The following is a 26,081-nucleotide window of genomic DNA, read 5'->3' as shown; positions in this document are numbered from 1 at the left end:
CGCTGTCCTACAGCCCTTCCGCGGCGCGGATCGCGTCGCGGTAGGCGCGGGCGGCCGCGCGCAGGGCCGCCTCCGGGTCCACGCCCTCGGCCTCGGCGCGGGCGGCGAGGTGGAGGAGTTCGTACCCGATGCCCTCCCCGGCCGGCGGGGGCACGTCGAGGCCGGCGGTACGGACGCGGCCGGCGAGCTTCGCGGCGAGCGCCAGGCCGGGCTGTCCGAGCGGCACCCCGTCGGTGACGGAGTCCCGCTGCTTCTCGACCGCCTTGGTGCGCAGCCAGTGCGCCTTGACGTCCTCGGGGGTCTCGGCGGTGGCGTCCCCGAAGACGTGCGGGTGCCGGTGGACGAGCTTCTCGACGATCGTTCCGGCGACGTCGTCCACGGAGAACGGCTCCTCGGGGTCCTCCTCGGCGATCCGCGCGTGGAAGACGACCTGGAGCAGGACGTCGCCGAGTTCCTCGCGCAGTTCCTCCCGGCTGCCGTCCTCGATGGCCTCGACCAGCTCGTAGGCCTCCTCGATGCCGTACTTGGCGAGGCCCCGGTGGGTCTGCCGGGAGGACCAGGGGCACTCGCGGCGGATGCGGTCCATGACCTGCACGAGGTCGAGGAGCCGGGCGCCCGGCAGGTCGTACGAGCCGGGCAGCAGCTCCAGGTCGGGCATGGCGAACCGGCCGGAGCCGGCGAGACGGGCGAGCCCGTCGGTCAGGTCGCGGTCGCCCTCGCCGGACGGCAGCACGAGGACGGTCCGGCCCCCGGCGCAGGCGGCGACGAGCTCCTCGGCGGTGGGCCGCAGGTGCTCGACGGCGACGCCCGCCTCCGTCAGGTACGGCAGCTGGGGGTGGTGCGCGTCGGGGCAGAGCACCCGGTCCGCACCGCGCAGCGCCTGCCAGGCCGGCCAGGACAGCAGTCCGGGTGCGACACGGTGGCTGGCGGTGAGCAGGACGATGCGGCCGGGGCTCTCAGAAGTCACCTTCCGAACCTACCTCCCCACGTCGGCCCCTCCCCGGACACCCCCGGCGAGTGAGCCGAAGGGTGCGCCGGGGGAACGGTCGCGAGCGCGCGCAGGCCCGCGAGGGACGAGCGGGCCGAGCACGGTCGGGGCCGTGAGTCCGGCTCGGGCGCCCGGAGGCGAACCGAGCCTGGAAAAGAGGGGCGAGTGAGCCGAAGGGTGCGCCGGGGGAACGGGCGCGAGCGCGCGCAGGCCCGCGAGGGACGAGCGGGCCGAGCACGGTCGGGGCCGTGAGTCCGGCTCGGGCACCCGGAGGCGAACCGAGCCTGGAAAAGAGGGGCGAGTGAGCCGAAGGGTGCGCCGGGGGAACGGGCGCGAACGCGCGCAGGCCCGCGAGGGACGAGCGGGCCGAGCACGGTCGGGACGGTGAGTCCGGCTTGAGCGCCCGGAGGCGAACCGAGCCTGGAAGATCAGCTTCCGGGTGCGGCGGCCGGGCCGCTGTCCGTCTGGCGGAGCCACGGCACGCGGGCCGAGTCCGCGAGCCGGACCTGGGTGTCGTCCCAGGTGCCGTAGCGGGGGTTCACGTCGATGTCGAGTTCCCTGGAGGCGGCGGAGAAGACGTCCGTCAGCTTCTTCTGGCCCTCGGGGGTGTCGGTGGCGCCCAGCTTGGCGGCGATCTTGTTCATGAGGACGTTGCGCCGGACGACCTCGTCGATCTGCCCGGGCGCCACGCCCTGCTGCTGGAGCAGCATCGCTTCCAGCCGCTCCTGCCCGCCGCTCTCGCGGACGAAGGCGGCGCGGGTCTGCTGGAGCTCGGCGCGGGTGACGGTGACGCCCTGGTCGCCGGCGACCTTCGCCACGACGCGGTCGAAGATCATGCCGTTGAGCGTCCGGCGGCCGAGGTCCCCGGTGGCCCTGAGCAGTTCGGCGCCGTTCGGGGAGGCCTCCTGCGCGGCGCGGACGTCCTTCACCTGGGCCTGGAGGCCGGCGACGTCGATCCGCTGGCCGCCGACGATCGCCGCCGCCCCTGGGTGGGCGTCGCTGCCGCAGGCGGTGAGCAGCGGGGCCGCGGCGAGGATCGCGGCGGAGACAGAGAGCGCAGTGCGGCGGTGCAAAGGAGCCTCCCGGGCTGGTCGTGCGTCAAGTTGGACGACCTTGCGGTGATCGATGGTAGGGAGTCGCCGGGGCCGTAGCCACTACTTCGGAGCGACTGTTTCCCACAACGACCCACCGGTCCGCCGGGTGTCGGCCCGTCCCTCCTGTTCCTGGCGTCCCGTCTCGGTCTCGGCGACGAGGTAGTGGGGCCGCCGTTTCACCTCGTAGTAGATGCGTCCGACGTATTCGCCGATGAGGCCGACCATGACCATCTGGACGCCGGCGAGGGCGGTGACGGCGACGAGGAGGGTGACGTAGCCGGGCGTGTCGACACCGTTGAGGAGGGCGTCGGCGACGATCCAGGCCGCGTAGGCGACGGCGAGGGAGACGAGGAGGAGTCCGAGGTAGACGGCGGCCCGCAGGGGTTTGTTGTTGAAGGAGAGCAGGCCGTCGAGCCCGTAGTTGAGGAGCTTGCCGAAGGTCCACTTGGAGCGGCCCTGCTCGCGGACGGCGTTCTCGTAGGCGAAGGTCGTGGTGCGGAAGCCGACCCAGGAGAAGAGGCCCTTGGAGAAGCGGTTGTACTCGCCGAGGCCGAGGAGGGCGTCGACGGTACGGCGGGACAGGAGCCGGAAGTCCCCGACGCCGTCGACGAGTTCGACGTCGACGAGCCGGTTGATCGCCCAGTAGTAGAGCCGGGCGGTGAGGGTGCGGGTCACCCGGTCGCCCTCGCGGGTGCGGCGGGCGACGACCTGGTCGTATCCCTCGGCGTGCAGGGCGACCATGCGGTGGACGAGCTCCGGCGGGTGCTGGAGGTCGGCGTCCATGATGACGACGGCGTCGCCGGTGGCGTGCCGGAGTCCGGCGAGCATGGCGGCCTCCTTGCCGAAGTTCCGGCTGAAGGAGACGTAGCGGACGCGGCCGGGGTCGGCGGCGGCGAGTCGCTGGAGCAGCGCGAGGGTCCGGTCGCGGCTTCCGTCGTCCACGTAGACCAGTTCGAACTCGCCGTCGAGACGGTCGAGTTCTTTGGTCACATGGTCGTGGAAGCGGTCGAGGACGTCCTCCTCGTTGAAGCACGGGACCACGATCGAGAGCAGCACGCGGACCACGACAACGGAGCCCGGTGACCCGGCCGGTCCGGGCGGATGGCGGGCAGGCGACCATTGCGTGAACGGGCTCGCGGACCGCCTGTTTCCCACCCGTTCGCTGACATATTCGACTCGTCATGCCGAAGTCGAACATCACCGAGTCCGCCGGTGCCCGGCCCCTCCTCCCGTCCGCGCTCGCCGCCGCCCTGGCGGTGGCGGCCGTCTGCGGCGGGGACGCGGTGGCCCGGGTCTTCCCGTTCGGGCCGCGCCGCCGGGCCGTCAACGACCTCGCGAACCAGTTCGTGCCGTACCACGCCTACCTGTGGGACCTGCTGCACGGCCGGGCGCCGGGCGGTGGGTTCCTGCTGGACTGGCGGGCGGGCTGGGGCACGAGTTTCCTGCCGGACCTCGGCACCTATCTGTCGAGCCCGTTCGCGCCGCTGGTGGCGTTGGTCCCGCGCGGGGACGTCGAGTACGCGGTGTACGGGCTGACCGTGCTGAAGACGGCGGTCGCGGCGGCGGCCATGGCGTTCCTGCTGCACCGCCTGTACGGGCCGGGCCTCCCCGCGCGGTGGTGGCCGGGTGTCCTGGGCGCCGCGTACGCGCTGTGCGGCTGGTCGCTCGCGGAGGGCACGTACAACCCGATGTGGCTGGACGGTCTGATCGCCTTCCCGCTGCTGTGTCTGGTGGGCGAGTGGGTACGTCAGGGGCGCCGGCCGCTCCTGGGGCCGCTGACGGTCGCTGTCTGCTGGTGCGCGAACTTCTACACCGCCCACATGGCGACGCTCGGCGCGGCCCTGGTCCTGCTGGTCCGTCTCGCGACCGGCCCGGCCGGGCCGGGGGTGAGGGCGCCCCGCGTCCTGGCGCGGGCCGTGGTGACCACCGTTCTCGGTGCCGGGCTGGCGGCCCCGGTCCTCCTCCCCGTCCTCCTGGGCTCGCTCCACGCCCACCCGGGCGTGCGGCGGGAGTTCGTCCCGGTGGCGGGCGCGGACGTGCTGGCCCGGCTGTTCCCGGTGACGTACAGCTTCGCGACCCCGGCGGTCTTCGTGTGCACGGCGGTGCCGCTGCTCGTGGCCGCGCTCCTCTTCCGCCGGGACGTGCCGGGCCGGGAGCGGTGGCTGTGGCCGGGGCTGTGCGCGGCGGTCGTCGCCTCGACGCAGTGGGGGCCGACGCATCTGGTGTGGCACGCCTTCGCCACCCCGAACGGCAGCCCGTACCGGCAGACGTTCGTCCTGGCCGGTGTCCTCGTGCTGGCCGCCGGTGCGGCGCTCGCCCGGGGGCTGCCGGACCGGCGGGCCCTGCTCGGGGGAGCGGCCGTCGTGCTCGTCCTGGCGGCGGGCGCGCTGCCCAGCGCGCTGCTGACCCGCTGGGCGCTGCTCCTCGGGCTCGGGGGCCTGGCGGCGGTGGCGGGGGCGCTGCTGCTGCCCCGGCGCGGGCGGTACGGGCTGCTCGCCGCGCTCCTGGTGGCGGGCACCCTGGTGGGGCAGGCCGCCGCGACCACCGCGCACGCCGACCGGGAGCGCCTGGCCCGCCTGGACGACTATCCGCCGTGGGGGCCCGAGCACGCGCGGCGGGCGGCGGCGCTGGCGGCGGCCGACGGCTGGCCCGCGTACCGCACGGATCCGGGGCTGCCCCGGGTGGCGGGCAACGATCCGCTGCTCCTGGGCGGTCAGGGCGCCGCGTACTACAGCAGTCACACCCCGGCGGTCCTGACGCGGACGCTGGAGGCGCTCGGCGGCGGCTGGACCTCGCGCGGCCGGAACCTGCTGACCCTGGACAATCCGGTGACGGACGCCCTGTTCGGGGTGGGGGCGCGCTGGCGGGACGGCCGGGTGGTGCGAAACGGCACCTTCCTGCCGCTCGTGACGGTACGGCCGCCGGGCCCCGGCCCCGCCTACGGCCCGTCACCGTTCCGGAACCAGGAACTCCTGCTGGGCGCCCGGGTGTACGACGCTCCGCGCGCCGGGGCCTGCCCGGTCGGCAGCGAGGTGTTCCTGTGGGCGCCGGACGCCACCGGCACGGCCCGGCTCGGCACCCACGCCCCGGTCCGGCTCCTCGGCGTCCGGCCCAAGCGGCGGGCGGCCCTGGTCTCGCTGGGCGTGCAGCGGGTGGCGGGCGAGCGGCCGGTGGGGCCGCGCGGTGAACAGGGCTGCCTGGACCACGGACGGCTGCGGGCGGCGGTGGCCGCGCTGCGCCCCCGGGCGGCGGTCTCGGTGTCGCTCACCGCGCACGGGCTGCGGGCCGTCCTGCCGCCGGGCGCGGAGGGCGGCACGGCGGTCGTGGCGGCCCCGCGCATCGCGGGCTGGAGCTGTGAAGGGGCCCCGGCGCGGTCGTACGGTGGTCTGCTCGCCGTTCCGGTGGCACCCGGGCAGACGTCGGTGAGCTGCTCCTTCCGGCCTCCGGGGCTGCGGGCGGGCCTGGTGGCGGGAGCCGCGGCGCTGGTGGCGCTGGTGGCCCTGCGGGTGGGTGCCCGTACGCGCGCGCGTGCCCGAGCCCGGTCAGGGTCCGCAGGGGGAAGGGACCCGGCGGGGTCGGGCGGGGGCCGGGGTCCCTGAGGTCGTTCCCCGCCGGGGCGGCCGGCGACGCCCCGGTGGAGGGGTCCGCCTCACGGAGGCGGCATCCGGTCGGGTGGGACCGGCTCAGACGCGGGGCGCGCGGCGCATCGCCCACAGGGTCGGACCGCCGCCCGGCAGGGCGCCCTCGCCGAGGACCTCGAAGCCGAAGTGCCGGTAGAAAGGCAGGTTGTCGGGCTTGGAGGACTCCAGGTACACGGGCATGCCCGCCGCGTCGGCCTGGGCGAGGCCGGAGCGCAGCAGCGCCGCACCGTGCCCTTGACCGCGCGCGGCCGGGTCGGCGCCGACGACGGCCAGGTACCAGTGCGGCTCCTTCGGCCCGTGCTCGACCGCCGCCTCGACGGCCGCACGGAACAGCGGGGCCCGGTCGCCCAGGATGTCGGTCAGCTCGGCCACGGTCTCCGCGTCCGGCACGGCCTTGTCCTGGCCCTCCGGGGCCACCCAGAAGGCGGCGGCGGACCCGGTGCGCTCACACACGCCGTGCCGCAGGTACTGCCGGGTGAACAGGGTGGTGAAGTAGCGGCGCAGGCCCGCCGCGCGGGTGCTCTCCTCGGGGAAGAACCAGCGCATCATCGGGTCGTCGTCGAAGGCGTCCGCCAGGATGCGGCTGATCAGGTCCGCGTCGTCGATCGTCGCCGGTTTCGGCGTGTTCGTCGGGGTCATGCGGCTCATTCTTCACCCGTGGACGATCTTGAACGGGCGGGGGGCGCCGCCGCCCGTCCGCCCGGCGCGCCCTAGGCTGACCCTTTGCGCGCGCCGCCGTCCGTCAGGCCGCGCGCTGCCTCGCGTCGGCGGCGCAGCGGGGGCATGTGCCCGGTTCCCTGGCGCGGAAGACGCGTTCGCAGGAGTCGCAGTCCTGGAAGGGTTCGGGGCGCGGGGTCGCCGGGCGGGTGGCCGGGAGCGGGGGCGGCAGCAGGGTTTCCAGGCGGTGGGCGAGGAGGCCCGCCGGGTGCGTGAGGCGGTCCGGGAGGGTGGCCGTGAGGGTGCGGGTGACCGCGTCCGGGGTGGCGCCGCGGGCGAACCAGGTGTCCACGGCCGGGGCGAGGCGGTGCACGTCCCTGGCGGAGAGCAGCAGCCGGGGGTCCTCGTGCCGCAGGCCCAGGAGGAGGTCGGCCGCCGGTCCCTGGGGCAGCGGCACCGGCTCCGTGCGCGACGTCGCCCGCGCGGGCCGCTCGGAGGGCCGCGGCAGGGCGGTGGGCGCGGGGGCCGCCGGCTCCCCGGCACGGTCGCATCCGCACCCCGGCCCCAGGGCGGGCGCGGGCCCGGGGTCCGGATCGGGGTCCGGCTCCGGCTCGGGGTCCGGGAGGCGTACCGCGCCGGGCTGGTTGTAGAAGGTCGTACGGGTCACCAGGCGGCCGTCGGGGCGCCGTTCCCTGACCCGCTCCAGGTAGCCGTACCGCTCCAGCGCGCGCAGGGCGGCGGCGATGCGGATCGCGCCCTCCTCGAAGCGCTCGCTGAGGATCTTGACGCCGATGCGGGTGCCCGCCGGGAGCGACTGGATGTGGACGGCGAGGCCGATCGCGGTCAGCGAGAGGTGCTCGTGCTGGGCGAGGTGGTTGCCGACGACCACGTATTCCCGCGTGTGGGGGACGACGACGTGGATGACGCCCCCGCAGAAAGCGGGCGCGCTACAGTGCTGGGTATCCATCGGGAAGGGTTCGCTTCCTCGTTGGTCAGGCCCTCGATCGGGATGCCAGTCCCGGCCGGGGGCCGAACTTTTTCAGTTGGGTCGCCGCGAGCATATGCCAGGCAACCACCTGGGAATCCAGCTGCGTTGGCAAAGTTCCCCCGTGCGGGTGAGGGGGGCTCCGGTGTTGCCGTGCGGGGAGGCTGGAGGGGTGGGGTGGGTACTTTCCTCCGGTACTTGGGAGATGTCCCGCGACCCCGGGTCACGAGTTCGCGGGATCCGGTCGGCTCCCCCTCGGGACGCGGTGCGGGGCGGGCGCGGAGGATGCGGCCGAGAGGGTGGAACGGCTCGTTCCGGCCCGGGGTCAGAACCGCTGCCCGACGCGGCCCTGGTGCTCCAGGACGCGCCGGACCTCGGACACGAGCGGGTGGTACGGGCCGTAGGCGCGCTCCGCGTCGAGGAGCAGCCGGTGCAGCTGCGCCTGACCCGAGGGGTGGTCGCCCGCCGCCACGAGCAGCAGGCCGACGCGGCGGCGGATGTCGAAGGCCCGGCCGGGGTCCGGATCCTGCTCGTAGTACGGCAGGACCGCGCGGTACTCGGCAAGCGCCGCCGCCGTCTCCCCGATCTGCTCCAGGCACAGCGCGGCGTCGTACCGGAACTGGAGCGTCTGCGCGTCCGCCGGACCCGCCTCCGCGTCCCGGTCCTCCGCGAGCCGGCGCAGCTCCGGGAGCGCCCGGCGGTACTGGCCGTCGTCCATCAGGGTGGAGGCGTACTGCTTGCGCAGGATGCGGACGACGGGGGAACGCTCGCCGTGCTCGGCCGCCGCGGCGGGCAGGATGCCGCCGAGGACGTCCACGGCCTGCGTCAGCGCCCCCTCCCCCAGGAGCCGCTTGACCTCCTCCACGGCCGCGGCCACGTCGGGCCGCGCCGGGCCGGGCACGGGGGTGGAACCGTACGTCCGCGGATCCGTACGGGGGTCGGCCGGGACGGCCGGCGGCGCGGGGGGAGGGGCGGGCACGGCCGGTGCCGGCGGCGCGGCCGGGCGGTCCGGCCAGGGGGCGTGCGGACGCAGGAACGGCCGCGTCGGGTCCATCGGACCCGCCGGGGTCCCGCGCGCGGGCAGCAGCGGCAGCAGGTGCTCGTACACCTCGTGCGCGCCGGACGGCCGGTGCTGCGGGTCCTTCGCCAGCAGCCGCAGCACGAGCGCCTCCAGGACCTCCGGGACCTCGGGGCGGGCCCGCCGGACCGGGACCGGGGGCTCGTACAGGTGCCGGTGGAGCACGCCGAGGGCCGTGGAACCGGCGAACGGCACGTTCCCGCTGAGCAGTTCGTGGAGGAGGACGCCCAGCGCGTACAGGTCGGTGGAGGGGCCGACGGCGCCGCCCATGGCCTGCTCGGGTGCCATGTAGGCGGGGCTGCCGATCGGGGACCCGGTGTGCGTGAGGCGGGTGGTGTCGGTGTCGAGGACGGAGGCGACGCCGAGGTCGAGGACGACGACCGAGCCGTCGGGGCGGACCATCACGTTCCGCGGTTTGAGGTCGCGGTGCACGATCGGCACCGCGTGCACGGCGGCCAGCACCGCGCAGAGCTGGGCCGCGACGCTGACGGCCCACTGCCACGGGTACGGGTCGTGCTCGGCGAGGTGGTCGGCGAGGTCCGCGCCCTCCACGTACTGCATGACGAGGTACAGGTCCTCGCCGTCGCTGCCGGCGTCGTGGACCGTCACCAGGCCCGGGTGGGCGACGCGGGCGGTGACCCGGCACTCGCGCACGAAACGGCGCCGCAGCTCGTCGGCGGCGGTGGCGGGGCCGGTGATGGCGGCGGGGCGGAGCAGCTTGACCGCGACCCGGCGGTCGAGCCGGCCGTCGTACGCGGTCCACACCTGGCCCATGCCGCCCTGCCCGATGACGGTGGCGAGCTCGTAACGCCCGCCGATGACGCGGCCGTTCACCGGCGGCCCTCACCGTCGCCGGGGTCGCGGGGGTCCTGGCGCAGGAGGTCGCTCAGCTCGTCCAGTTCGGCGCGGACCTGCTCGATCCGCGCCCCGCCCACCACGGGGGGCGGGCCGACGGACCCGCCGGACGGGAGGGAGGTGACCGGCGGGGCGGGGGTGACGGGCGGGGCGGAGGTGTACGGGTTCGGCGCGGTGCCCGGGCTCGGCACCGTGACCGCCTGGGCGGCGACGCCGGTCCACGCCCCGGCCCCGGCCCGGTAGGGCGGGGCGGTGGAGGCGGCCCGGTCGAAGTGCCGGATCTCGCCCACCACGTAGTACGCGACCGACCCGGCCGCCAGGGTGACGATGAGGCCGACGCCGATGACCGCCTCCAGGTCGGTGGACTCCTCCCCGGTCACGCCCATGAACACGAAGAGGCCGGCCGCCACGGCCAGCGTCAGCCCGAACAGCGTCCAGTCCAGCTTCCTGCGGGTGAGGACCGCGAGCCGCAGCAGCGGCGCCCACGCCAGGAAACCGCAGCTCAGCAGCGGCAGCGCGATGAAGAGGGCCCGCAGCGCGACGAGGCCGCCGGAGGCGGGACCCTTCGGCGACGGGGGCGGCTGCGGGGGGCCGTACATGGGGCGCGCTCCTGCTCGGACGGACGGATGCGGAGACGAGCGTATACACGACGGCCGACAACGGTTCCGCCTTGTGCGGAACCGTTGTCGAACGGATCACCCGGCGTGGCTCCGCGAGGCCACCGGGCAGCCGGCGTCTCCGTCCAGGACGCGTCGGACCGGAGTGTCCGGCACCACGTCCAGGGCTTCGGCGGCAGCCGACCCGTACCGGCAAAGCCGTTGATCACCTCTTCGGCCGGACCGTAGGTTCCGTCGCATGACGAATCTCCGGATCGGTGTGATGTACGACCGCGACTGGGTGCCCGAGGAGTTGCCCGCCTTCGCGCGGCGGGCCGAGGCGCTCGGCGCGGACGACCTGTGGGTGGTGGAGGATCTGCGCTGGAACGGCGGGGTGTCGGCGGCGGCCGTGGCGCTGGGCGCGACCGAGCGGCTGCGGGTGGGCATCGGGATCACCCCGGCGCCGTTGCGCAGCCCGGCCCTGCTGGCGATGGAACTGGCCACGCTGGCGCGGGTGTTCCCCGGCCGCCTGGTGGCCGGGATCGGTCATGGCGTACGGGAGTGGATGGAGCAGGTCGGGGTGGCGCCGCGCTCTCCGCTGGCCCTGCTGGAGGAGACGATCACCGCGGTGCGGGCGCTGCTGCACGGGGAGCGGGTCACGGTGGACGGGCGGGAGGTGCGGATCGACGGCATCGAGCTGGTGCATCCGCCCGCCGAGCCGCCGCCGCTGGTGGCGGGGGTGGTGCGGCCGCGCTCGCTGGAGTTGTCCGGGCGGGTCGCGGACGGCACGCTGATCGCCGAGGGCCACGGACCGCGGGACCTGGAGCGCATCCGGGCGCTGCTGGCCAAGGGCGGCGCGGGTGACGACCACACGCTGAACGTGTTCGCGTTCGCCTGCGTCGGCGGCGACCCCGAGGAGGTCGCGCGGACCCTGCACCCGCACACCGAGGGGCACGGCGCCTGGCTGGGCCGCCCGCAGGAGGAGGTCTTCACCGTCTCCGGTGACGCCGCCGGGGCCGCGGCACGGATCGACGCGCTGCGGGAGTCGGGCGCCGACACCGTCGTCCTCCGGTTCGTCGGCGCCGAGCCGCTGCGGCAGCTGGAAGCGGTCCTGGAGGCCGCCCGGCGCTGACCCGCCCTGCGCCGACACGCAGCTCGGCGGGCTCTCCTCGCTCCGGACCGGCTTCGCCGTGGAGGGCACGGGCTAAGGCCTCACCGTGCCGTTCGCGAGGCCGTCGTGGAGGCCCTGGACGAGTTGTTCGCCGAGGCGGGCGGTGAGGCGGAGGGACTCCTCGAACTCGGCGAGGGCGCGGAAGCGGGCCCCGTAGGCGCGCTGTTCGCGCAGGGGGAGCCTCGGGAGCTGGAGGCGGCGGACGTCGAGGCGGGTGGCGGTGGAGGCGTAGCTGCTGGCCTGGCGGGTGTTGGCGGTGGCCCGGAGGAAACCGGCGAGGAACCAGGGGTCGAGTGCTGCCGGATCGGGGCGCAGGAGCTGGAGGTTGCGGCCGAGGGCGGCGCCGGCCGTGGCCGCGTCGACGACCCGTACGGCCGAGCCGCCGCCGAGGACGGGCACGACGACGTCACCGGCGGCGAGCAGCACCGGCTCCTCGGGGGGCCCGTCGGGCAGGGTGCCGGACGGCGGCTGCGCGGCGAGGACGTCGTGGTCGGTGAGGACGGCGACGGGGGTGCCCGCGCGGGCCGTGCCCACCCCGCCCGGGCGCAGGGTGAGCGCGCCGGCGCGGGCGAGTTCGCCGACGGTCGTCGTGGGCCCGCGGACCGGTCCGCCGGGACCGGCCGGCGCCGGGCCGGTCACGGGCGGCGGGGTCAGTTCCCGCGTGCGGCGCAGGGTCTCGGTGAGCCGCTCGCGGACACCGGCGAGCTGGTCCGCGTCCTCGGCGGCGGCCGGTGGCGGGAGGTGCCGGGCGGGGGCGAGGTCGACGTCGTCGTCGAGCAGTTCGATGACGGGCACGGAGCGGCCTGCACCGGGCGTCCCGGCGATCGTCCCGTCCCGGTCGAAGGGCGTCCAGGCGTCGAGGACGGCGGTGTGCACGGCCTGCCAGTCGAGCCGGTCGCGGCCGTCCCTGCCGTCCCGGACGCCCGTGCCGCCGCCCGCCGTGGCGTGCTCGGACGCCGCGTCCACCAGCAGGAGTTCGGCGGGCGGCCGCCCGCCGGGGAGGGGTTTGCGGAGCACCCAGAGGTGGAGCGGCACGCCGTACGGGGGTGCGGCGCCGGCCGGGAGGGCGACGACGGCCCGCAGGGCGCCGCGCCGCAGCAGGTCGGCGCGGATGCGGCGGCCGGAGCGGCGGGAGGCGGCGGCGGGAGGCATGAGGAGGACGGCGGTGCCACCGGGCCGCAGCCGGGCCAGGGCGTGCTGGACCCAGGCGAGTTCGGACTCCGTACGGGCCGGGAAGCCGTACTCCCAGCGCGGGTCGTAGGCGAGTTCGTCGTGGCCCCAGTTGCGCTCGTTGAACGGCGGGTGGCAGAGGACGGCGTCGGCGGTGAGGGCGGGGAAGGCGTCGGCGCGCAGGCTGTCGCCGCCGCGGACGCGGATGTCGGCGTCGGTGGAGAGGGCCAGGCGCAGGGCGGTGAGGGCGGCGAGGTCGCGGTCGGCGTCCTGGCCGTGGAGGGCGGCGGGGCGCTCGACCGCGCGCAGCAGACCGCCCGTGCCGCAGGCCGGGTCGAGGACGGTGGGGCGGCCGGCCCCGTCGGCCTGGAGGCCGGTGGGCGCGGCGAGTTCGGCCATGAGGGCGGCCGGGCCGGGCGGGGTCAGGGTGTACTGGCGCGGGTTGGCGTCCAGGTGCCGGCCGAGCAGGAACTCGAAGGCCTGCCGGGCGCCGGTCTCGGCGGCCAGGTCGGCGGCGCCGCGCAGGAGGGGGACGGACGGGGCGAGTTCGACGGGCGCGGGGGTGCGGACGGCCCGTACGGGACCGAGGCGCGCCGTGAGTGTCTCCTCCAGGGCGAGGGGCAGGGTGTCGGCGAACCGGTCGTCGGGGAGGGCGGCCAGCGTGGACCAGACGGCCGACCTGTCCCGTACGAGGAGGAGTGCGCAGCCGGCGTGGACGAGGGCGGCGACGGCTCCGGCGGGGTGGCCCGCGATCTGCTGCCAGACACGCTCGCGGAGCGGGACCTCGGCGAGTTTCCCCTGGTCGCGAAGCCACTGCTCGACCTCGGCGAGGGCGAAGGACGGGCTGGTCTCGGTGCCGCCGACGGGCTTGGGGAAGTCGGCGTGGCGCCGCCGCCAGTTGCTCACGGCCGCGCGGCCGACCCCGGCGAGCCGGGCGATCCCGGCGGCCGTCACCTCGGTCGTACTCGCGCCGGGTTCGGCGGTGGGCGATGCCGGGTCCGGCATCACCGGGCCGGTCGCGGACCGGTTCGCCCGCGCCGGGCTCGCCTCGGTCGTGCCGGTCGCCGCCGGGCTGGTTCCCGCCGTGTCCGGCTCGGGCCTGTTGTCCGGCTCCTGACGCATGCTGCGGCTCCCCTGGCTCGTCCCTGACCTCTGACTCGTCCCTCGTGTGTCGCCGATCTTACTGCGAGAGGCCGCTCACCCCCCTTCACAGCGTGAGCTGATCCGTTTTTTCGTGAACCGTGTTGACTCGGTTCACACGCTCTGCTGTGATTGACCCATCGCGTCAGACATCTCCAAGGTCCGGGAGGACACCACCCATGTCGTACGACACGCAGGTCCCGCCGTCCCCGCAGGCCGTCATGCGCAACGGCCTCGGAACCGCGGCGCTGATCCTCGGCATCATCGGCACCCTCGCCGGACTGATCCCGCTCCTCTTCTGGCTGGCCGGCATCCTCGGCCTGATCGCCCTGATCCTGGGCCTTGTGGGGAAGGGCCGGGTCAAGCGCCGGGAGGCGAACAACAAGGGAGTGGCGCTCACCGGCGCGCTCCTGGGCCTCGCGGCCCTGATCCTCTCGGTGGTCGGCGCGGTCATCACCTTCACGGCCGTCAGCGACGCGGTGAAGGAGATCGACAAGGCCGTGAAGGACGCCGCACCGCAGGACCCGTCCCCGCAGAGCTCCGCCTCCGGGGCCAAGGGCGGGGCGAGCGCCGCTCCCGGCGACGGCAAGGGCGGCGGCCTGGCGGCCGGTGACACCTCCGTCTACGACGACGACCTGAAGGTCACCGTCTCGGACCCGAAGCCGTACACGCCGGGCGAGTTCGCGGTCGGCCACACCAAGGGCAACAAGGCCTACCAGTTCACCGTCGTGATCGAGAACGGCGGCAAGGAGAAGTTCGACGCCGTGGCCGTCACCCTGGACGCCCGGGCCGGCAAGGACGGCGTGACCGCCGAGCAGATCTACGACGGCAAGGTCGGCGAGGGCTTCAGCGGCACGATCCTGCCCGGCAAGAAGGCCACGGTCACCTATGCCTTCGACGCCCCGGCGACGGCCCGGAACCTCACCGTCGAGGTCAGCCCCGGCTTCGACTACAACGCGGCGCAGTGGGAACTGAAGGTCGGCTGACCCCGGCCACCGGAAGGACCGGGGCCCTCACGGGCCCCTCTCCCCGTCCCCGCGTCCCCGCCTGACACCCTGACCAGGCCCCGCCCCACCCGCAGCACCGCACACCGCACCACCCCGGAGACCCCCATGCGCGCCCCCCGCCGCCCCCGCCCCGTCCGTACGGCCCTCGCCACCGCCCTCTGCGCGGCCCTCTCGGCGGGCGCCGCCGCCTGCGGGCCGTCCTCCACCAGCGGGACGGGGACCGGGACCGGCACCCCGGGGACCGGCCCCGGTGCGGCCTCCCCGGCCACCGCCGGCGGCCCCTTCGCGGACCTGACCGGCGACCGGATCGTCGACAAGGCCATGACCGCCACCCGGAACGCCCGGTCGCTGACCATGGACATCTCCCTGACGACCGCCGACGGCCCGATCAAGGCCTACGTCTCCGCCGACACCGGCGGGAAGTGCTCCGGCACGATGACGGTGGGGACGGCCGGCACCGTCGAGCTGATCAAGCCGGACGCCACCACGGCGTACGTCCGCTTCGACGAGGCCTTCCTGCGGGAGGAGTCGAAGGGCGAGTCCCCCGAGGTCCAGGCGGCCGTGCTGAAGGAACTCAAGGGCCGCTGGACGAAGACGGCCGTGAGCGACCCGGACGCCCGGGACATGGTGGAGCTCTGCGACCTGAAGCGGCTGCTGTCCGACTTCGAGGGCGGCAGCGGCGCCGTGAAGGGCGCGGAGACGACGGTCGGCGGGCACAAGGCGCTGGCCCTCACGGAGAAGGACGGCGCCGAGACGTACACCCTCCACGTCGCCACCGAGGGCACCCCGCACCTGCTGCGGATCGCCGCCACCGGGGGCGAGGAGCCCATGACCGTCACCTTCTCCGGTTACGGCAAGCCCGTCACCGCGCGGGTGCCCGCCGCGAAGGACGTGGTCGACCCCGCCGGGTGACGGCCGGCCGGGGGGCACCGGGCCGTCAGAGCCGGTGGCGCACCCACACGTTGGGCTCGACGTAGACCGCGTAGCCGCGTGAGGCCTCGCAGTGGACCGGGACCAGGGCGCCCGGCACCTCGACGGGTCCGTCCGCGTCGAACGGCAGGCCCGTCCAGGCGCGCCACTGGCCGAGCGAGCCGGAGACCGTCATCGAGGCCGGGGCGACCGCCTCGATCGTGCCGCCCGCGCGGACGTGGACGCGCAGCCACGGGTCGTGCGGCAGACCGTCGGAGGGGCGGGTCCGGAAGGCGTACTCGTGCATGGAGGCCCCGGCCTCCCGGTGCTTGCCGTTCGGGCGGACCGGGGCGACGAGTTCCGTGAAACCGAGCCCGGCGGCGTTCTCGCGCAGGGCGGCCAGCATCCGGTGCGAGATGCCCCGGCCGAGCACCGAGGTGTCGACGGTGATCTCGATCGCGCTCACGGTGTCGGCCTCCTTCCCGTGCCGCAGGTCGGAGAACGCCCACATCAGGACCTCGTCCCAGCCCCGGTCCGGCAGCTCGCGGCGGCCGTCGGCGTCGAGCCGGAAGGGGACGCTGAAGCCCCGGGCGACGACCTCACCCTCCGCGTCGGTCGCGACGAGCACGTACTGCGGCAGCTCGCGCGCTATCCGCCCCATGTTCGCCCAGCCGACCGGGTCGTGGAGCATGAACTCGGGCCAGAGGTCCTTCATGGACCACATCGCCCCTTCGAGTTCGGGGCGTTCGGCGAGGGTCGTGATGCGGAGGTCCATGCGGGCAGGCTAGTGATCACGTCCGATCCTGCCCAAACGTTTTTCCGGCCCGGCCCCGGCCTCACTGCGCGCCGCCCGCCACGAGGTGGTCCCCGAGGCGGCTGCGCCGGTACAGCACATGGCGCCCGTCCCGCGCCCGGATGACGAGCCCCGTCGCGTGCAGGACGCGCAGATGCTGCGAGACGGCGCTCGGAGTCACCCTCAGCCGGCGCGCCAGTTCCACCGTGGGCAGCGGCTCCTCCAGGAGCCGCAGGAGCCCCGCCCGGGGCGCACCGAGCAAGGAGGCCAGCGCGGTGCCGTCCGGGGGCGGGGCCTGGTCCCACAGGGTCGCCACACCCCGGCTGGGGTAGACGAGGCTCGGCGGTTCCTCCGGGCTGACGGGCGGCGCGGGCTGGTGCACGAACACCGACGGCAGAAGCAGCAGTCCCCGCCCGGCGGCCACCACGCGATGACTGCTGATCATGTTGCCGATGCGCAGCTCGCCGTCGTGCCAGCGCAGGTGCGGGTGCATGTCCGCGAACAGCAGCCGGGCGCCGCCGAGGGCGAGCTGCCGGGCGCGGTAGGTCATGTCGGCCTCCAGCACCAGGCGCATCCTCGGCCACATCGGCTCGACGGCCGCCTTCCAGTACCGCCGCAGGACCTCGCAGACGGCCTCCCGCAGCTCCGCGACGCCCTCGTCGCCGGCCGTCGCGGCGCGCAGCGGCGCCGGAAGGGGGTCCGGCGCGTGGGCGAGCAGCAGATCACGCCGGACCCGGGCCGGATGGGTGCGGCCGACGGCGGCGAGTTCCTCCTCGAAGGAGGGGGCGAAGCCGGTGGGGTTGGGGGTGAGGAAGTCGGGGAGGGTACGCCGCCGGGCGACGAGCGCCATGAGGAGGCCCGTGTCGAGGCCGCCCAGCTCACCGATCACCGACCGGCGCCAGGGCAGGTGCAGCGCGGAGAGCCCCGGGTCCTGGAGCACCCGCAGGCTCAGCAGGGTCTCGTGCAGCGGGGAGAGCGCGAAGCGGGTGTCCGCGAGGTCCTCGACCCCGAGCACGAAGCTGATCATTAAGCCGTACGCTACATCGATTGGCGCCGGGGCGCCGATGCCGTGGACTTCGCCCATGACACCACGAACGCGCGGAGGGCGTACCGCACCGGCGGGCAGGGCGGGCGACGCACCGGCGGACGGGGCCTCCCTGAGCCGCCGACTGACCCTGCTCCTGGCCCTGACCTGCGCGTTCGCCGTGGGCAACCTCTACTTCCCGCAGGCGCTCACGCCCCTCGTCGCCGGCGACCTCGGCGTCTCCCCCGACGCCGCCTCGGCCACCGTGACCGCCACCCAGGCGGGTTACACGGCCGGCATGTTCCTGCTGGTGCCGCTCGGCGACCGGCTCGCGTACCGCCCCTTCCTCGTCGTCCTCCTCGTCCTGACCGGCGCGGGCCTGCTCGCCGCGGGCTGCGCCCCCACGCTGCCGCTCCTCCTCGCCGCGAGCGCCCTTGTCGGGCTCACCACCGTCGCGGCGCAGGTGGTCGGCCCCATGGCGGCCGGCCTCGTCCCCGCCGACCGCCGGGGCGCGGTGCTCGGCACGCTGCTGAGCGGTTCCATCGGCGGGATGCTCCTGGCCCGCGCCTTCGGCGGCACCCTCGGCGAGGCCGCCGGCTGGCGGGCCCCCTACCTGGTGGCCGCCGCCCTCGTCCTGGCCCTGGCCCTCGTCCTGGCCCGCGCGCTGCGCACCACCGCCCCGGCACCCCCGGGCGCCGCGGACCGGTCCTACCCGTCACTCCTGGCCGAGGCGCCGCGGCTGCTGCGCGCCGAACCGGACCTGCGGCGCTCCGCGCTCCAGCAGGCGGCGGTCTTCGGCGGCTTCTCGGCGGTCTGGACGTGCGTGGCGCTCCTGCTCACCGGCCCCGGCTACGGCCTGGGCGCCCCGGCCGTGGGGTTGCTCGCCCTCGTCGGCGGCGCCACCATGCTGTGCACCCCGCTCGCCGGCCGCCTGGTGGACCGCCACGGCCCGGACCCGGTGAACCGCGTCTGCGCGCTGGGCGTCCTCCTCGCGGCCGCGGTCCTGGCCGCCGGAGCGCTGGGGGGCGCGCCGGGCCTGATCGCCCTGTTCGCCGGCACCCTGCTGCTCGACATCGCCCTCCAGGCGGGCAGCGTCGCCAACCAGGCCCGCGTCTACGCCCTGCGCGACGACGCCCGCAGCCGCCTCAACACCGCCTACATGACCTGCGCCTATCTGGGCGGCACCCTGGGCTCCTGGCTCGGCGTCCGCGCCTTCGACCTGGCCGGCTGGTGGGGCGTCTGCGTCCTCGTCTCCCTCCTCGCCCTGCTCCCGCTCACCCTCACCCGGGGCCGCGCGACGCCGGTCGGTCAGCCGCCGCGCTGACGGGCCATCGCGCGCTGGTCGGCCTCGGTGACCGGCAGTTCGTACGCGAGGGCCACCTGCGCGACGCGGACCGCGTAGGCGCACCGGACGCGCTTGTCGGGCGGGAGCCAGGACGCCGGGCCGGAGTCCCCCTTGGCCGCGTTGGCCCGGCCCTCGACCGGCAGCAGGTTGAGCGTGTCACCCCGTCAACCGGACAGCCGCTAGGCACGTCGTTCCAACGGTCAGGACTTCGCCGAAGCGGGTCCCCGGCATGCTCAATCGGTGTCGGTCGCGGCCAACACCGCCAAGCGTCGGCGTCCTGGAGTGACACAGATCAGGCCGATGTCCCAGGCCACGCGCTCGAACCACTCGGTGTCGGCGCCGAAGCCGTACCAGGCGCACTCCCGTGCACATGCCTCGACCTCCTCCACGGGGGCACCCTCGGCAGTACCGCAGAGGCCGGCCAGGGACTGCCACGCGGCCAGCCGTCCGTAAGCACCACGGGCGCCGGAGTTATAGGCACCTCCCGTGGACGCGGCGGCGAAGAGGACCCTCCATGCCTGGTCCGGCGGGCAGGCGGCGACGGAGAAGGCGGTCTCCTTCCCCGCACCCTTCAGGCATTCCAGGTCCAGCCCCAGCAACACGCTCGGCACCACCTCGGCCTTCGGAACAGCGGCCAGGTCGAAGACCCTCGCCTCGATCCGACCGTTCGACTCCTCAGCCCAGTTCGCCACAGCGGTGCCGATGACCTCGGCGGCCGCCTCGGTCGTCGTTTCCTCGACCGACGGCACCTGCGCCCCGGCATCGACCCACATCCCGCGATGCGCCGACGGGCCGTACGGCATCGCGTGGCTGCTGCCGCGAGCGCTGTAGCTCGGCAGATCCGGCTGCCCTTCCACATCGGACAGCGCCAGCGGCAGCCATCCCAGCGAGTGGTGTCTCCAGTGCGGTGATGCCGCCCACCCCGCGATCCCCGGCGTTTCCGTGACTGCGGCGCCCCTGAGTACGAGTTCATGGACCAGGCAGGCACGCAGTTCCTCGGAGGCGTTGCCGGTGAACGCCTCGGCGAGTTCCTCTGCCGGGTGGCTGGAGGCCAGCAAGGATGCCGTGTAGCGGTCCAGCTCCCTGTGCGCGGCTTCCGTCGAGGAGACCAGCCGTAGCGCCTGCCTCACGTTCCCGGGGCCGGGATCGGTGGCCAGCAGCCGGAGCAGGTGGTCGAAGACGCTCCCGTACTGCCAGATCGGCCTGGGCTCGGAGCCGTACGCCCCGGCGAGCGCGATGCCGAGGTCCGCGACGAAGGCGGCGTCCCCTTGCGCCAGGCGACGGTCGGCCACCTTCCAGACGTCGGTGACGCTCTTCAGGCCCGGCAGTTCCGTCACGATCTTCTGTACGCGGTCAGCCACAGCGGGAAGCGTATGTGTCCTACAGTCCAAAAGCGATGGCGTTTTCCCACATCAATGCGGCTCGATCAGCCTTCGCACTGCTTCAGCATCATCGCCTTGTCCGCCGCCGTCACCGGGAGCTCGTACTTGTCGGCGACCTGCGCGAAGCGAACCACGTACGAGCACCGGATCTTCTTGTTCGGCGGCAACCAGGACGCGGGCCCCGAGTCCCGCTTCGCCGAATTGGCGCGCCCTTCGACAGGAAGCAGATTGAGCACGTCGTTCGCCAACTGCTCGCGCTTGCTTTCCGGCCATCGAGCGGCGCCCATCTGCCAGCTGTAGGAGAGCGGGACCACGTGGTCTATCTGCACCTCGGCGGCCTTCGCCTTCTTCCAAGCGATGTCCTTGCCGGTGTACGGGTCGTACAGGTCCATCGCGACAACCACGCAGTCGGAACCTGAACGGAACTGCACATGCCTCCCATGGAGTTTCAACACGTCGTTCCGTGTGTCACAACCATTCCTCGCCAGCGGCACCCCGTCCGCCGTATCCATCCACGCGTAGCCGAACTCATCCCGCTCGTAACCCGTTTTCGGCCCGCGCGCCTTTGTGGTGAGTCCCTGAATGAGCTTGCGTGCGTCGGCCTTGTCCGCTTCCGACGTGAGCGCGGCGAGCCCCGGCTTCGTCCCGTCGGGATTCGTCAACGGGCTCACTGCCTGGCCGGCCGCTGCGCCCGGTCCGGATCCTGCGGAACTTCCGCCCGGCTCCAGGCCATCACAGCCTGCGACGAACGCGGCGACGACCACGGCCGAAAGCACGGCCTTCTTCCCTCGAGTCCGCGGGAGCCCGTGGCTCACGTGCCTCTCACTACGCACAGCCGACCTCACCCTGCATACGCTGCGAGAACAGATCCGTCACGGCGCGAAGCACAGAGACAACGCGGGTGTCGCAGCCGTTCCGGGCGAACGGCACCCCGTGGGCGGTGTCCGCCCACGCCCGGCCGAACTTCTCGCGCTCGTACCCCGCCTTCGGTCCCCTGACACCCCGCCACCAGTGGCGCGGCGGCCACCAGCCCGACCGCCGCGGGTGTCCGCCGGAGTACGCCCGGATGCCTGCGTGTCTTCCGAGAGGTGCGCATCCGGCGATCCTAGGCGGGGGTGGTGAACCCCATCGGCCCGGGTGCGCGGGGCGCCGCGGAGCTGCCGGGGGCGCCCTGCCGGAAGGGGGCGACACCCGTACGGCCGATATCGCCGTTGGTCGCTCGTGCACGGCTTCGCTACGCTGCTTCGCACCCACAATCTGGACGAACCGGTCGCCGGTCGGGAACCGGGCGAGGTCCGCCGGTCGTTGACCGGCGTGATGTTCGGCGCGGATGCCCCTCCGACGGGGGCGGAACAGCGGGACGGATGACCACGCACCAGATGTACCGGCGGGCGACCGCCACCTTCCTCGCCCTCGCCACCGCCGCCGCCCTCACGGCCTGCGGCACGGAGCGGCACTTGGGCACGACGGCCTCCGGGACCACGGCGTCCCCGGCCCCCGGCGCGGCCCCCGCCCCCTGGCGGGGCGCCTGGGCGGCCTCGCCCCAGCCCCCCGGGACCAGCAGCGAGAACTGGTCCGCCGAGGGCTTCACCGACCACACCCTCCGCCAGTCCGTCCGGGTCACGACCGGAGGGGACCGGCTGCGGATCGAACTGAGCAACCGTTACGGCACCCGGCCGCTCCGGGTCGCGGGCGCCACCGTGGCCCGCACCGCCGCCGCCGGCGAAGGCTCGGTCCTGCCCGGCTCCGTCCGCCGGCTGACCTTCGGCGGCGACGGCACCGTCACGATCCCGGCGAGCGGCACGCTCCTCAGCGACGCCGCCGCCCTGCGGATCCGGCCCTTCGACCGGGTCACCGTCACCCTCCGCCTCACCGGAGCGACCGGACCGGCCACCGTGCACCGTGTGGCCGCCACCACCAGCCACCGGGCCGAGGGCGACCACCTGGCCGACACCGACGGCTCGGCGTTCACCGAGACCGACGCCTCCTGGTACTTCCTCACCGGCGTCGAGGTCCGGGGCACCTCACCGGACAGTCGCGCCGAGGGCGCCGTCGTCGCCTTCGGCGACTCCATCACCGACGGCTCCGGCTCCACGCGGGACACCGACCGCCGCTACCCCGACGTGCTCGCCGAACGCCTCACCGCCGCCGGCCGCCCCCGCGCCGTCCTCAACCACGGCATCGCCGGCAACAAGGTCGTCCGCGACAGCGGCCCCCTGGGCGAGAAGGCCACCACCCGCTTCGGGCCGGACGTCCTGACCGAACGGGACGTCACCACCGTCGTCGTACTCGAAGGCATCAACGACCTCGGTGCCACGAGCGGCCCCGAGGTCACCGTCGGCGAACTGATCGAGGGCCACCTCGCCCTGATCCGGGAGGCCCGCGCCCACGGCCTGCGCGTCGTCGGCGCCACCCTCACCCCCATGAAGGGCTCACGCCACCACACCCCGCACAACGAGGCCCAGCGCGACGCCTTCAACCACTGGATCCGCACGTCGGGCGCGTACGACGCGTACATCGACTTCGACCGGGCCCTCGCCGACCCCGCCGACCCCGACCGCATGCGCCCCGCCTACGACTCCGGCGACCACCTCCACCCCGGTGACGCCGGCTACCGCGCGATGGCCGACGCGGTCGACCTCGACGTGCTCTGACCCGCGAGCACCGGACGGTGCGGGGGCCGGCCCACCGGCCCCCGCCGCCCTCACCCCAGGATCGTCGTCAGGAACTCCCCCGTCCACGCCAGCAGTTCCCGCCCCACCACCGGCTTCCCGCCGATCTTGCCCGCCGTCGGGCGCGGGACCAGGATCTGGTGGACGGCCGGCTTGATCACCGTGCGCGGGTGGAGGCGCTTGAGACGGAGTTCCTGCGACTCGCGCAGCTCCACCGGGGCGAAGCGGATGTTCGGGCCCTGGAGGACGATCTCGCCGACTCCGCAGGCGCGGGCCAGCATCCGCAGGCCGGCGACGAGGAGGAGGTTCTCGACCGGCTCGGGGAGTTTGCCGTAGCGGTCGGTGAGTTCCTCCCGTACGGCCTTGATGTCCTCCTCCGAGTTGGCGGAGGCGATGGCCCGGTAGGCCTGGAGGCGCAGCCGCTCGCCCGGCGCGTAGTCGTGGGGGACGTGCGCGTCGACCGGCAGTTCGATCTTGACCTCCAGGGGCGCCTCCTCCTCGGCGCCGCCCTCCATCTGCGCCCGGTAGTCCGCGACCGCCTCGCCCACCATCCGTACGTACAGGTCGAACCCGACGCCCGCGATGTGACCGGACTGCTCGCCGCCGAGCAGATTGCCCGCGCCGCGGATCTCCAGGTCCTTCATCGCCACGTACATGCCCGCGCCCATCTCCGTGTGCTGGGCGATGGTGGCGAGCCGCTCGTGGGCGGTCTCGGTGAGCGGCTTCTCCGGCGGGTAGAGGAAGTAGGCGTAACCCCGCTCCCGGCCCCGGCCCACCCGGCCGCGCAGCTGATGGAGCTGCGACAACCCGAAGTTGTCGCCGCGCTCCACGATCAGGGTGTTCGCGTTGGAGATGTCGATGCCGGACTCCACGATCGTGGTGGAGACCAGCACGTCGAACTTCTTCTCCCAGAAGTCGACCACGACCTGCTCCAAGGCCGACTCGCCCATCTGGCCGTGGGCGGTGGCGATCCGCGCCTCGGGGACGATCTCGCGCAGCCGGGCCGCCGCCCGGTCGATGGAGTCGACCCGGTTGTGGATGTAGAACACCTGGCCCTCACGGAGCAGTTCGCGGCGGATCGCCGCGCCGATCTGCTTCTCCTCGTACGGGCCGACGAAGGTGAGGACCGGGTGCCGCTCCTCCGGAGGCGTGGTGATGGTCGACATCTCGCGGATGCCGGTGACCGCCATCTCCAGGGTGCGCGGGATCGGCGTGGCGGACATGGTGAGCACGTCGACGTTGGCGCGGAGCTTCTTCAGCTGCTCCTTGTGCTCGACGCCGAAGCGCTGCTCCTCGTCGACGATGACCAGACCGAGGTCCTTGAACTTCGTCTCGGAGGAGAAGAGGCGGTGGGTGCCGATGACGACGTCGACCGAGCCGTCGCGCAGGCCCTCCAGCGTCGCCTTCGCCTCCGTGTCCGTCTGGAAGCGGGACAGCGCCCGGACCTTCACCGGGAACTGCGCGTACCGCTCGGAGAAGGTCCCGAAGTGCTGCTGGACCAGGAGCGTGGTCGGCACCAGGACCGCGACCTGCTTGCCGTCCTGGACCGCCTTGAACGCGGCCCGCACCGCGATCTCCGTCTTGCCGTAGCCGACGTCGCCGCAGATCAGCCGGTCCATGGGGACCGTCTTCTCCATGTCCTCCTTCACCTCGGCGATGGTGGACAGCTGGTCGGGCGTCTCCGCGTACGGGAAGGCGTCCTCCAGCTCCCGCTGCCAGGGGGTGTCGGGGGCGAAGGCGTGGCCGGGGGCCGCCATGCGCGCCGAGTACAGCTTGATGAGGTCGGCGGCGATCTCCTTGACCGCCTTCTTCGCCCGCGCCTTCGTCTTCGTCCAGTCCGCGCCGCCGAGCCGGTGCAGCGTCGGCGCCTCACCGCCCACGTACTTGGTGACCTGCTCCAGCTGGTCGGTGGGGATGTAGAGGCGGTCGCCGGGCTGGCCGCGCTTGGCGGGGGCGTACTCCACCAGCAGGTACTCGCGGGTGGCGCCCTGCACGGTCCGCTGCACCATCTCGATGTAGCGGCCGACACCGTGCTGCTCGTGCACGATGTAGTCGCCGGCCTCCAGGGTCAGCGGGTCGATCGTCTTGCGCCGCTTGGCGGGCATCCGCTGCCCGTCCTTGCCGGCCGCCTTCTGGCCCGACAGGTCCGTCTCCGTCAGGACCGCCAGCTTCAGCGCGGGGTCCACGAAGCCGTGGTCGATCGAACCGCAGGCCACGTGCACCACGGACGGGGTGAGGCCGGTCAGGTCGGCGGCCTGCCGGGCGGCGATGCCCTCTCCGCCGAGGACCTCGACGGTCCGGGCGGCGGGACCGTGCGCCTCCGTCACGTACACCGTGCGCCAGCCGTCGGACAGCCAGCCCTTGGTGTCGGCGAGCGCGCGGGCCGTGTCACCGCGGTACGACTCCGGGGCGTGCATGCCCAGGGTGAGCGTGTCGGCCTCCCGCTCGGCGTCGTCGGCGGCGAACGGCGACACCGACCACCAGGCCATGCCCAGCTCCCGCGCCCGCTCCCGTACGTCCGCGATCCCCCACAGGGAGGCCGCGCCCACGTCGATCGGGGCCTCGCCGCCGCCCGCCGTGGCCGCCCAGGACGCCTGGAGGAACTCCTGGCTCGTCGCGACCAGGTCGGCGGCCCGGGTCCGTACCCGCTCGGGGTCGCAGACCAGCGCCATCGAGCCCTGCGGCAGGACGTCGAGCAGCAGCTCCATGTCGTCCACGAGCACCGGCGCGAGGGACTCCATGCCCTCGACGGCGATCCCCTCCGCGATCTTGCCGAGCAGCTCGCCCAGCTCCGGGTGCTCCTCGGCCAGCGCCGCCGCCCGCTCCCGTACGGAGTCGGTCAGCAGCAGCTCGCGGCAGGGCGGTGCCCACAGACCGTGCTCGGCGACCTCCAGGGACCGCTGGTCCGCCACCTTGAAGTAGCGGATCTCCTCGACGTCGTCGCCCCAGAACTCGATGCGGAGCGGGTGCTCCTCGGTGGGCGGGAAGACGTCCAGGATGCCGCCGCGCACGGCGAACTCGCCGCGCTTCTCGACCAGTTCCACCCGCGAGTACGCGGCGGCGGCCAGCCCCTCGACGACCTCGTTCAGATCGGCCGACCGACCCGACCGCAGCGACACCGGCTCCAGGTCGCCCAGGCCCTTGACCTGCGGCTGGAGCACGGAGCGGACCGGCGCGACGACGACCGAGACGGGCCCGGCCGCCGGGTCGTCGTCCCGCGGGTGGGCGAGCCGGCGCAGCACGGCGAGGCGGCGGCCCACGGTGTCGGAGCGGGGCGAGAGCCGCTCGTGCGGCAGGGTCTCCCAGGAGGGGTACTCGACCACCGTGTCGGGGTCGAGCAGCGACCGCAGCGCGGCGGCCAAATCCTCCGCCTCGCGGCCGGTGGCCGTGACGGCGAGGACGGGGCGCCCCGAGTCCCGGGCGAGCGCGGCGACCGCGAAGGGGCGGGCGGCGGGAGGTCCGACGAGGTCCACGTGCGGGCGGTGCCCGTCGGCGGCCGCCCTCACCGCCTCGGCGAGGGCCGCGTCCTTGACGACGAGGTCGAGAAGACCGTGCAGGCTCATGGGGCTTTCCA

At 74.3% G+C, this 26,081-nt stretch carries 19 protein-coding genes and 1 pseudogene; 6 read left to right on the top strand and 14 right to left on the bottom strand.

Going from position 1 to position 26,081, the window contains the following annotated elements; genetic code table 11:
- Window positions 1-7 precede the first annotated feature (7 nt).
- From ACFY60_RS25875 to ACFY60_RS25865, 3 genes are all read right to left on the bottom strand, one after another.
- Entirely contained in the window at window positions 8-967 is a 960-nt protein-coding gene (locus ACFY60_RS25875; RefSeq protein ID WP_388615823.1) for a nucleoside triphosphate pyrophosphohydrolase, read from the bottom strand.
- A gap of 449 nt (window positions 968-1,416) precedes the next feature.
- Window positions 1,417-2,061, bottom strand: a complete 645-nt coding sequence (locus ACFY60_RS25870; protein ID WP_388615826.1) for a SurA N-terminal domain-containing protein — start codon at window positions 2,059-2,061, stop codon at window positions 1,417-1,419.
- Window positions 2,062-2,142: 81 nt separating this feature from the next.
- The gene (locus ACFY60_RS25865) at window positions 2,143-3,138 is read right to left on the bottom strand and encodes a glycosyltransferase family 2 protein (RefSeq protein ID WP_388615829.1); all 996 of its coding nucleotides are present in this window, start codon (window positions 3,136-3,138) and stop codon (window positions 2,143-2,145) included.
- Between the two features lie 125 nt (window positions 3,139-3,263).
- Between ACFY60_RS25865 and ACFY60_RS25860 the strand changes: the two genes are divergently transcribed.
- Window positions 3,264-5,681, top strand: a complete 2,418-nt coding sequence (locus ACFY60_RS25860) for a YfhO family protein (protein WP_388615832.1) — start codon at window positions 3,264-3,266, stop codon at window positions 5,679-5,681.
- 84 nt (window positions 5,682-5,765) lie between these two features.
- Here the strand turns inward: ACFY60_RS25860 and ACFY60_RS25855 are convergent, their stop codons facing one another.
- The 4 genes from ACFY60_RS25855 to ACFY60_RS25840 all read right to left on the bottom strand — a co-directional run bounded on the left by ACFY60_RS25855 (window position 5,766) and on the right by ACFY60_RS25840 (window position 9,897).
- Complete coding sequence (locus tag ACFY60_RS25855) at window positions 5,766-6,371, bottom strand: GNAT family N-acetyltransferase (RefSeq protein ID WP_388615835.1); 606 nt, start codon at window positions 6,369-6,371, stop codon at window positions 5,766-5,768.
- Between the two features lie 94 nt (window positions 6,372-6,465).
- Entirely contained in the window at window positions 6,466-7,347 is an 882-nt protein-coding gene (locus ACFY60_RS25850; protein WP_388615838.1) for a helix-turn-helix domain-containing protein, read from the bottom strand.
- A gap of 343 nt (window positions 7,348-7,690) precedes the next feature.
- Entirely contained in the window at window positions 7,691-9,277 is a 1,587-nt protein-coding gene (locus ACFY60_RS25845; protein ID WP_388615841.1) for a protein kinase, read from the bottom strand.
- A complete protein-coding gene (locus tag ACFY60_RS25840; RefSeq protein ID WP_388615844.1) occupies window positions 9,274-9,897 on the bottom strand; it encodes a hypothetical protein in 624 nt (207 codons plus the stop codon). Before ACFY60_RS25840 ends, ACFY60_RS25845 begins: the two co-directional genes overlap by 4 nt.
- A gap of 256 nt (window positions 9,898-10,153) precedes the next feature.
- Between ACFY60_RS25840 and ACFY60_RS25835 the strand changes: the two genes are divergently transcribed.
- Entirely contained in the window at window positions 10,154-11,026 is an 873-nt protein-coding gene (locus ACFY60_RS25835) for an LLM class flavin-dependent oxidoreductase (protein WP_388615847.1), read from the top strand.
- Window positions 11,027-11,098: 72 nt separating this feature from the next.
- Here ACFY60_RS25835 and ACFY60_RS25830 read toward each other — a convergent pair whose 3' ends face one another.
- Window positions 11,099-13,240, bottom strand: coding sequence for an N-6 DNA methylase (locus tag ACFY60_RS25830; protein ID WP_388616105.1), 2,142 nt, complete (start codon window positions 13,238-13,240; stop codon window positions 11,099-11,101).
- A gap of 314 nt (window positions 13,241-13,554) precedes the next feature.
- Between ACFY60_RS25830 and ACFY60_RS25825 the strand changes: the two genes are divergently transcribed.
- Window positions 13,555-14,361 carry a DUF4352 domain-containing protein gene (locus ACFY60_RS25825; protein WP_388615850.1) on the top strand — a complete coding sequence of 269 codons (807 nt, stop codon included), beginning with the start codon at window positions 13,555-13,557 and terminating at the stop codon, window positions 14,359-14,361.
- 126 nt (window positions 14,362-14,487) lie between these two features.
- Entirely contained in the window at window positions 14,488-15,294 is an 807-nt protein-coding gene (locus tag ACFY60_RS25820) for a hypothetical protein (RefSeq protein ID WP_388615853.1), read from the top strand.
- 25 nt (window positions 15,295-15,319) lie between these two features.
- On the opposite strand, the gene ACFY60_RS25815 is transcribed toward ACFY60_RS25820, so the two are convergent.
- Entirely contained in the window at window positions 15,320-16,066 is a 747-nt protein-coding gene (locus ACFY60_RS25815; RefSeq protein ID WP_388615856.1) for an N-acetyltransferase, read from the bottom strand.
- Window positions 16,067-16,127: 61 nt separating this feature from the next.
- Window positions 16,128-17,111, bottom strand: coding sequence for an ArsR family transcriptional regulator (locus tag ACFY60_RS25810; RefSeq protein ID WP_388615858.1), 984 nt, complete (start codon window positions 17,109-17,111; stop codon window positions 16,128-16,130).
- A gap of 55 nt (window positions 17,112-17,166) precedes the next feature.
- Between ACFY60_RS25810 and ACFY60_RS25805 the strand changes: the two genes are divergently transcribed.
- Window positions 17,167-18,432, top strand: coding sequence for an MFS transporter (locus ACFY60_RS25805; protein ID WP_388615860.1), 1,266 nt, complete (start codon window positions 17,167-17,169; stop codon window positions 18,430-18,432).
- Here the strand turns inward: ACFY60_RS25805 and ACFY60_RS25800 are convergent.
- From ACFY60_RS25800 to ACFY60_RS25790, 3 genes and pseudogenes are all read right to left on the bottom strand, one after another.
- Window positions 18,417-18,611: pseudogene (locus ACFY60_RS25800) on the bottom strand (HNH endonuclease); the annotation flags it as partial. The gene ACFY60_RS25805 and the pseudogene ACFY60_RS25800 overlap by 16 nt on opposite strands.
- Before the next feature lie 75 nt (window positions 18,612-18,686).
- Window positions 18,687-19,814 carry a DUF6183 family protein gene (locus tag ACFY60_RS25795; protein ID WP_388615863.1) on the bottom strand — a complete coding sequence of 376 codons (1,128 nt, stop codon included), beginning with the start codon at window positions 19,812-19,814 and terminating at the stop codon, window positions 18,687-18,689.
- 65 nt (window positions 19,815-19,879) lie between these two features.
- Window positions 19,880-20,611 carry an HNH endonuclease family protein gene (locus ACFY60_RS25790; RefSeq protein WP_388615866.1) on the bottom strand — a complete coding sequence of 244 codons (732 nt, stop codon included), beginning with the start codon at window positions 20,609-20,611 and terminating at the stop codon, window positions 19,880-19,882.
- Between the two features lie 588 nt (window positions 20,612-21,199).
- On the opposite strand from ACFY60_RS25790, the gene ACFY60_RS25785 reads away from it, so the two are divergent.
- Window positions 21,200-22,489: an SGNH/GDSL hydrolase family protein gene (locus tag ACFY60_RS25785; RefSeq protein WP_388615869.1), complete on the top strand. Its 1,290-nt coding sequence runs from the start codon at window positions 21,200-21,202 to the stop codon at window positions 22,487-22,489.
- A 50-nt stretch (window positions 22,490-22,539) separates the two neighbouring features.
- On the opposite strand, the gene mfd is transcribed toward ACFY60_RS25785, so the two are convergent.
- Entirely contained in the window at window positions 22,540-26,070 is a 3,531-nt protein-coding gene (mfd, locus tag ACFY60_RS25780) for a transcription-repair coupling factor (protein WP_388615872.1), read from the bottom strand.
- Window positions 26,071-26,081: the final 11 nt, after the last annotated feature.

Origin of the sequence: Streptomyces sp. NPDC012827, from assembly GCF_042900905.1 — a bacterium.
Classification (GTDB): domain Bacteria; phylum Actinomycetota; class Actinomycetes; order Streptomycetales; family Streptomycetaceae; genus Streptomyces; species Streptomyces gulbargensis.
Note: the sequence above shows the minus strand (reverse complement) of the source record. Positions and strands in the feature narration are given on the sequence as shown.

What these genes read in the sequence shown, in the direction of transcription:
- ACFY60_RS25785 (WP_388615869.1), top strand. Translation starts at nt 21,200, where the DNA reads ATGACCACGCACCAGATGTACCGGCGGGCGACCGCCACCTTCCTCGCC.
- ACFY60_RS25810 (WP_388615858.1), bottom strand. Translation starts at nt 17,111, where the DNA reads ATGATCAGCTTCGTGCTCGGGGTCGAGGACCTCGCGGACACCCGCTTC.
- ACFY60_RS25805 (WP_388615860.1), top strand. Translation starts at nt 17,167, where the DNA reads ATGACACCACGAACGCGCGGAGGGCGTACCGCACCGGCGGGCAGGGCG.
- ACFY60_RS25860 (WP_388615832.1), top strand. Translation starts at nt 3,264, where the DNA reads ATGCCGAAGTCGAACATCACCGAGTCCGCCGGTGCCCGGCCCCTCCTC.
- mfd (WP_388615872.1), bottom strand. Translation starts at nt 26,070, where the DNA reads ATGAGCCTGCACGGTCTTCTCGACCTCGTCGTCAAGGACGCGGCCCTC.
- ACFY60_RS25820 (WP_388615853.1), top strand. Translation starts at nt 14,488, where the DNA reads ATGCGCGCCCCCCGCCGCCCCCGCCCCGTCCGTACGGCCCTCGCCACC.
- ACFY60_RS25825 (WP_388615850.1), top strand. Translation starts at nt 13,555, where the DNA reads ATGTCGTACGACACGCAGGTCCCGCCGTCCCCGCAGGCCGTCATGCGC.
- ACFY60_RS25840 (WP_388615844.1), bottom strand. Translation starts at nt 9,897, where the DNA reads ATGTACGGCCCCCCGCAGCCGCCCCCGTCGCCGAAGGGTCCCGCCTCC.
- ACFY60_RS25815 (WP_388615856.1), bottom strand. Translation starts at nt 16,066, where the DNA reads ATGGACCTCCGCATCACGACCCTCGCCGAACGCCCCGAACTCGAAGGG.
- ACFY60_RS25855 (WP_388615835.1), bottom strand. Translation starts at nt 6,371, where the DNA reads ATGAGCCGCATGACCCCGACGAACACGCCGAAACCGGCGACGATCGAC.
- ACFY60_RS25830 (WP_388616105.1), bottom strand. Translation starts at nt 13,240, where the DNA reads ATGCCGGACCCGGCATCGCCCACCGCCGAACCCGGCGCGAGTACGACC.
- ACFY60_RS25850 (WP_388615838.1), bottom strand. Translation starts at nt 7,347, where the DNA reads ATGGATACCCAGCACTGTAGCGCGCCCGCTTTCTGCGGGGGCGTCATC.
- ACFY60_RS25835 (WP_388615847.1), top strand. Translation starts at nt 10,154, where the DNA reads ATGACGAATCTCCGGATCGGTGTGATGTACGACCGCGACTGGGTGCCC.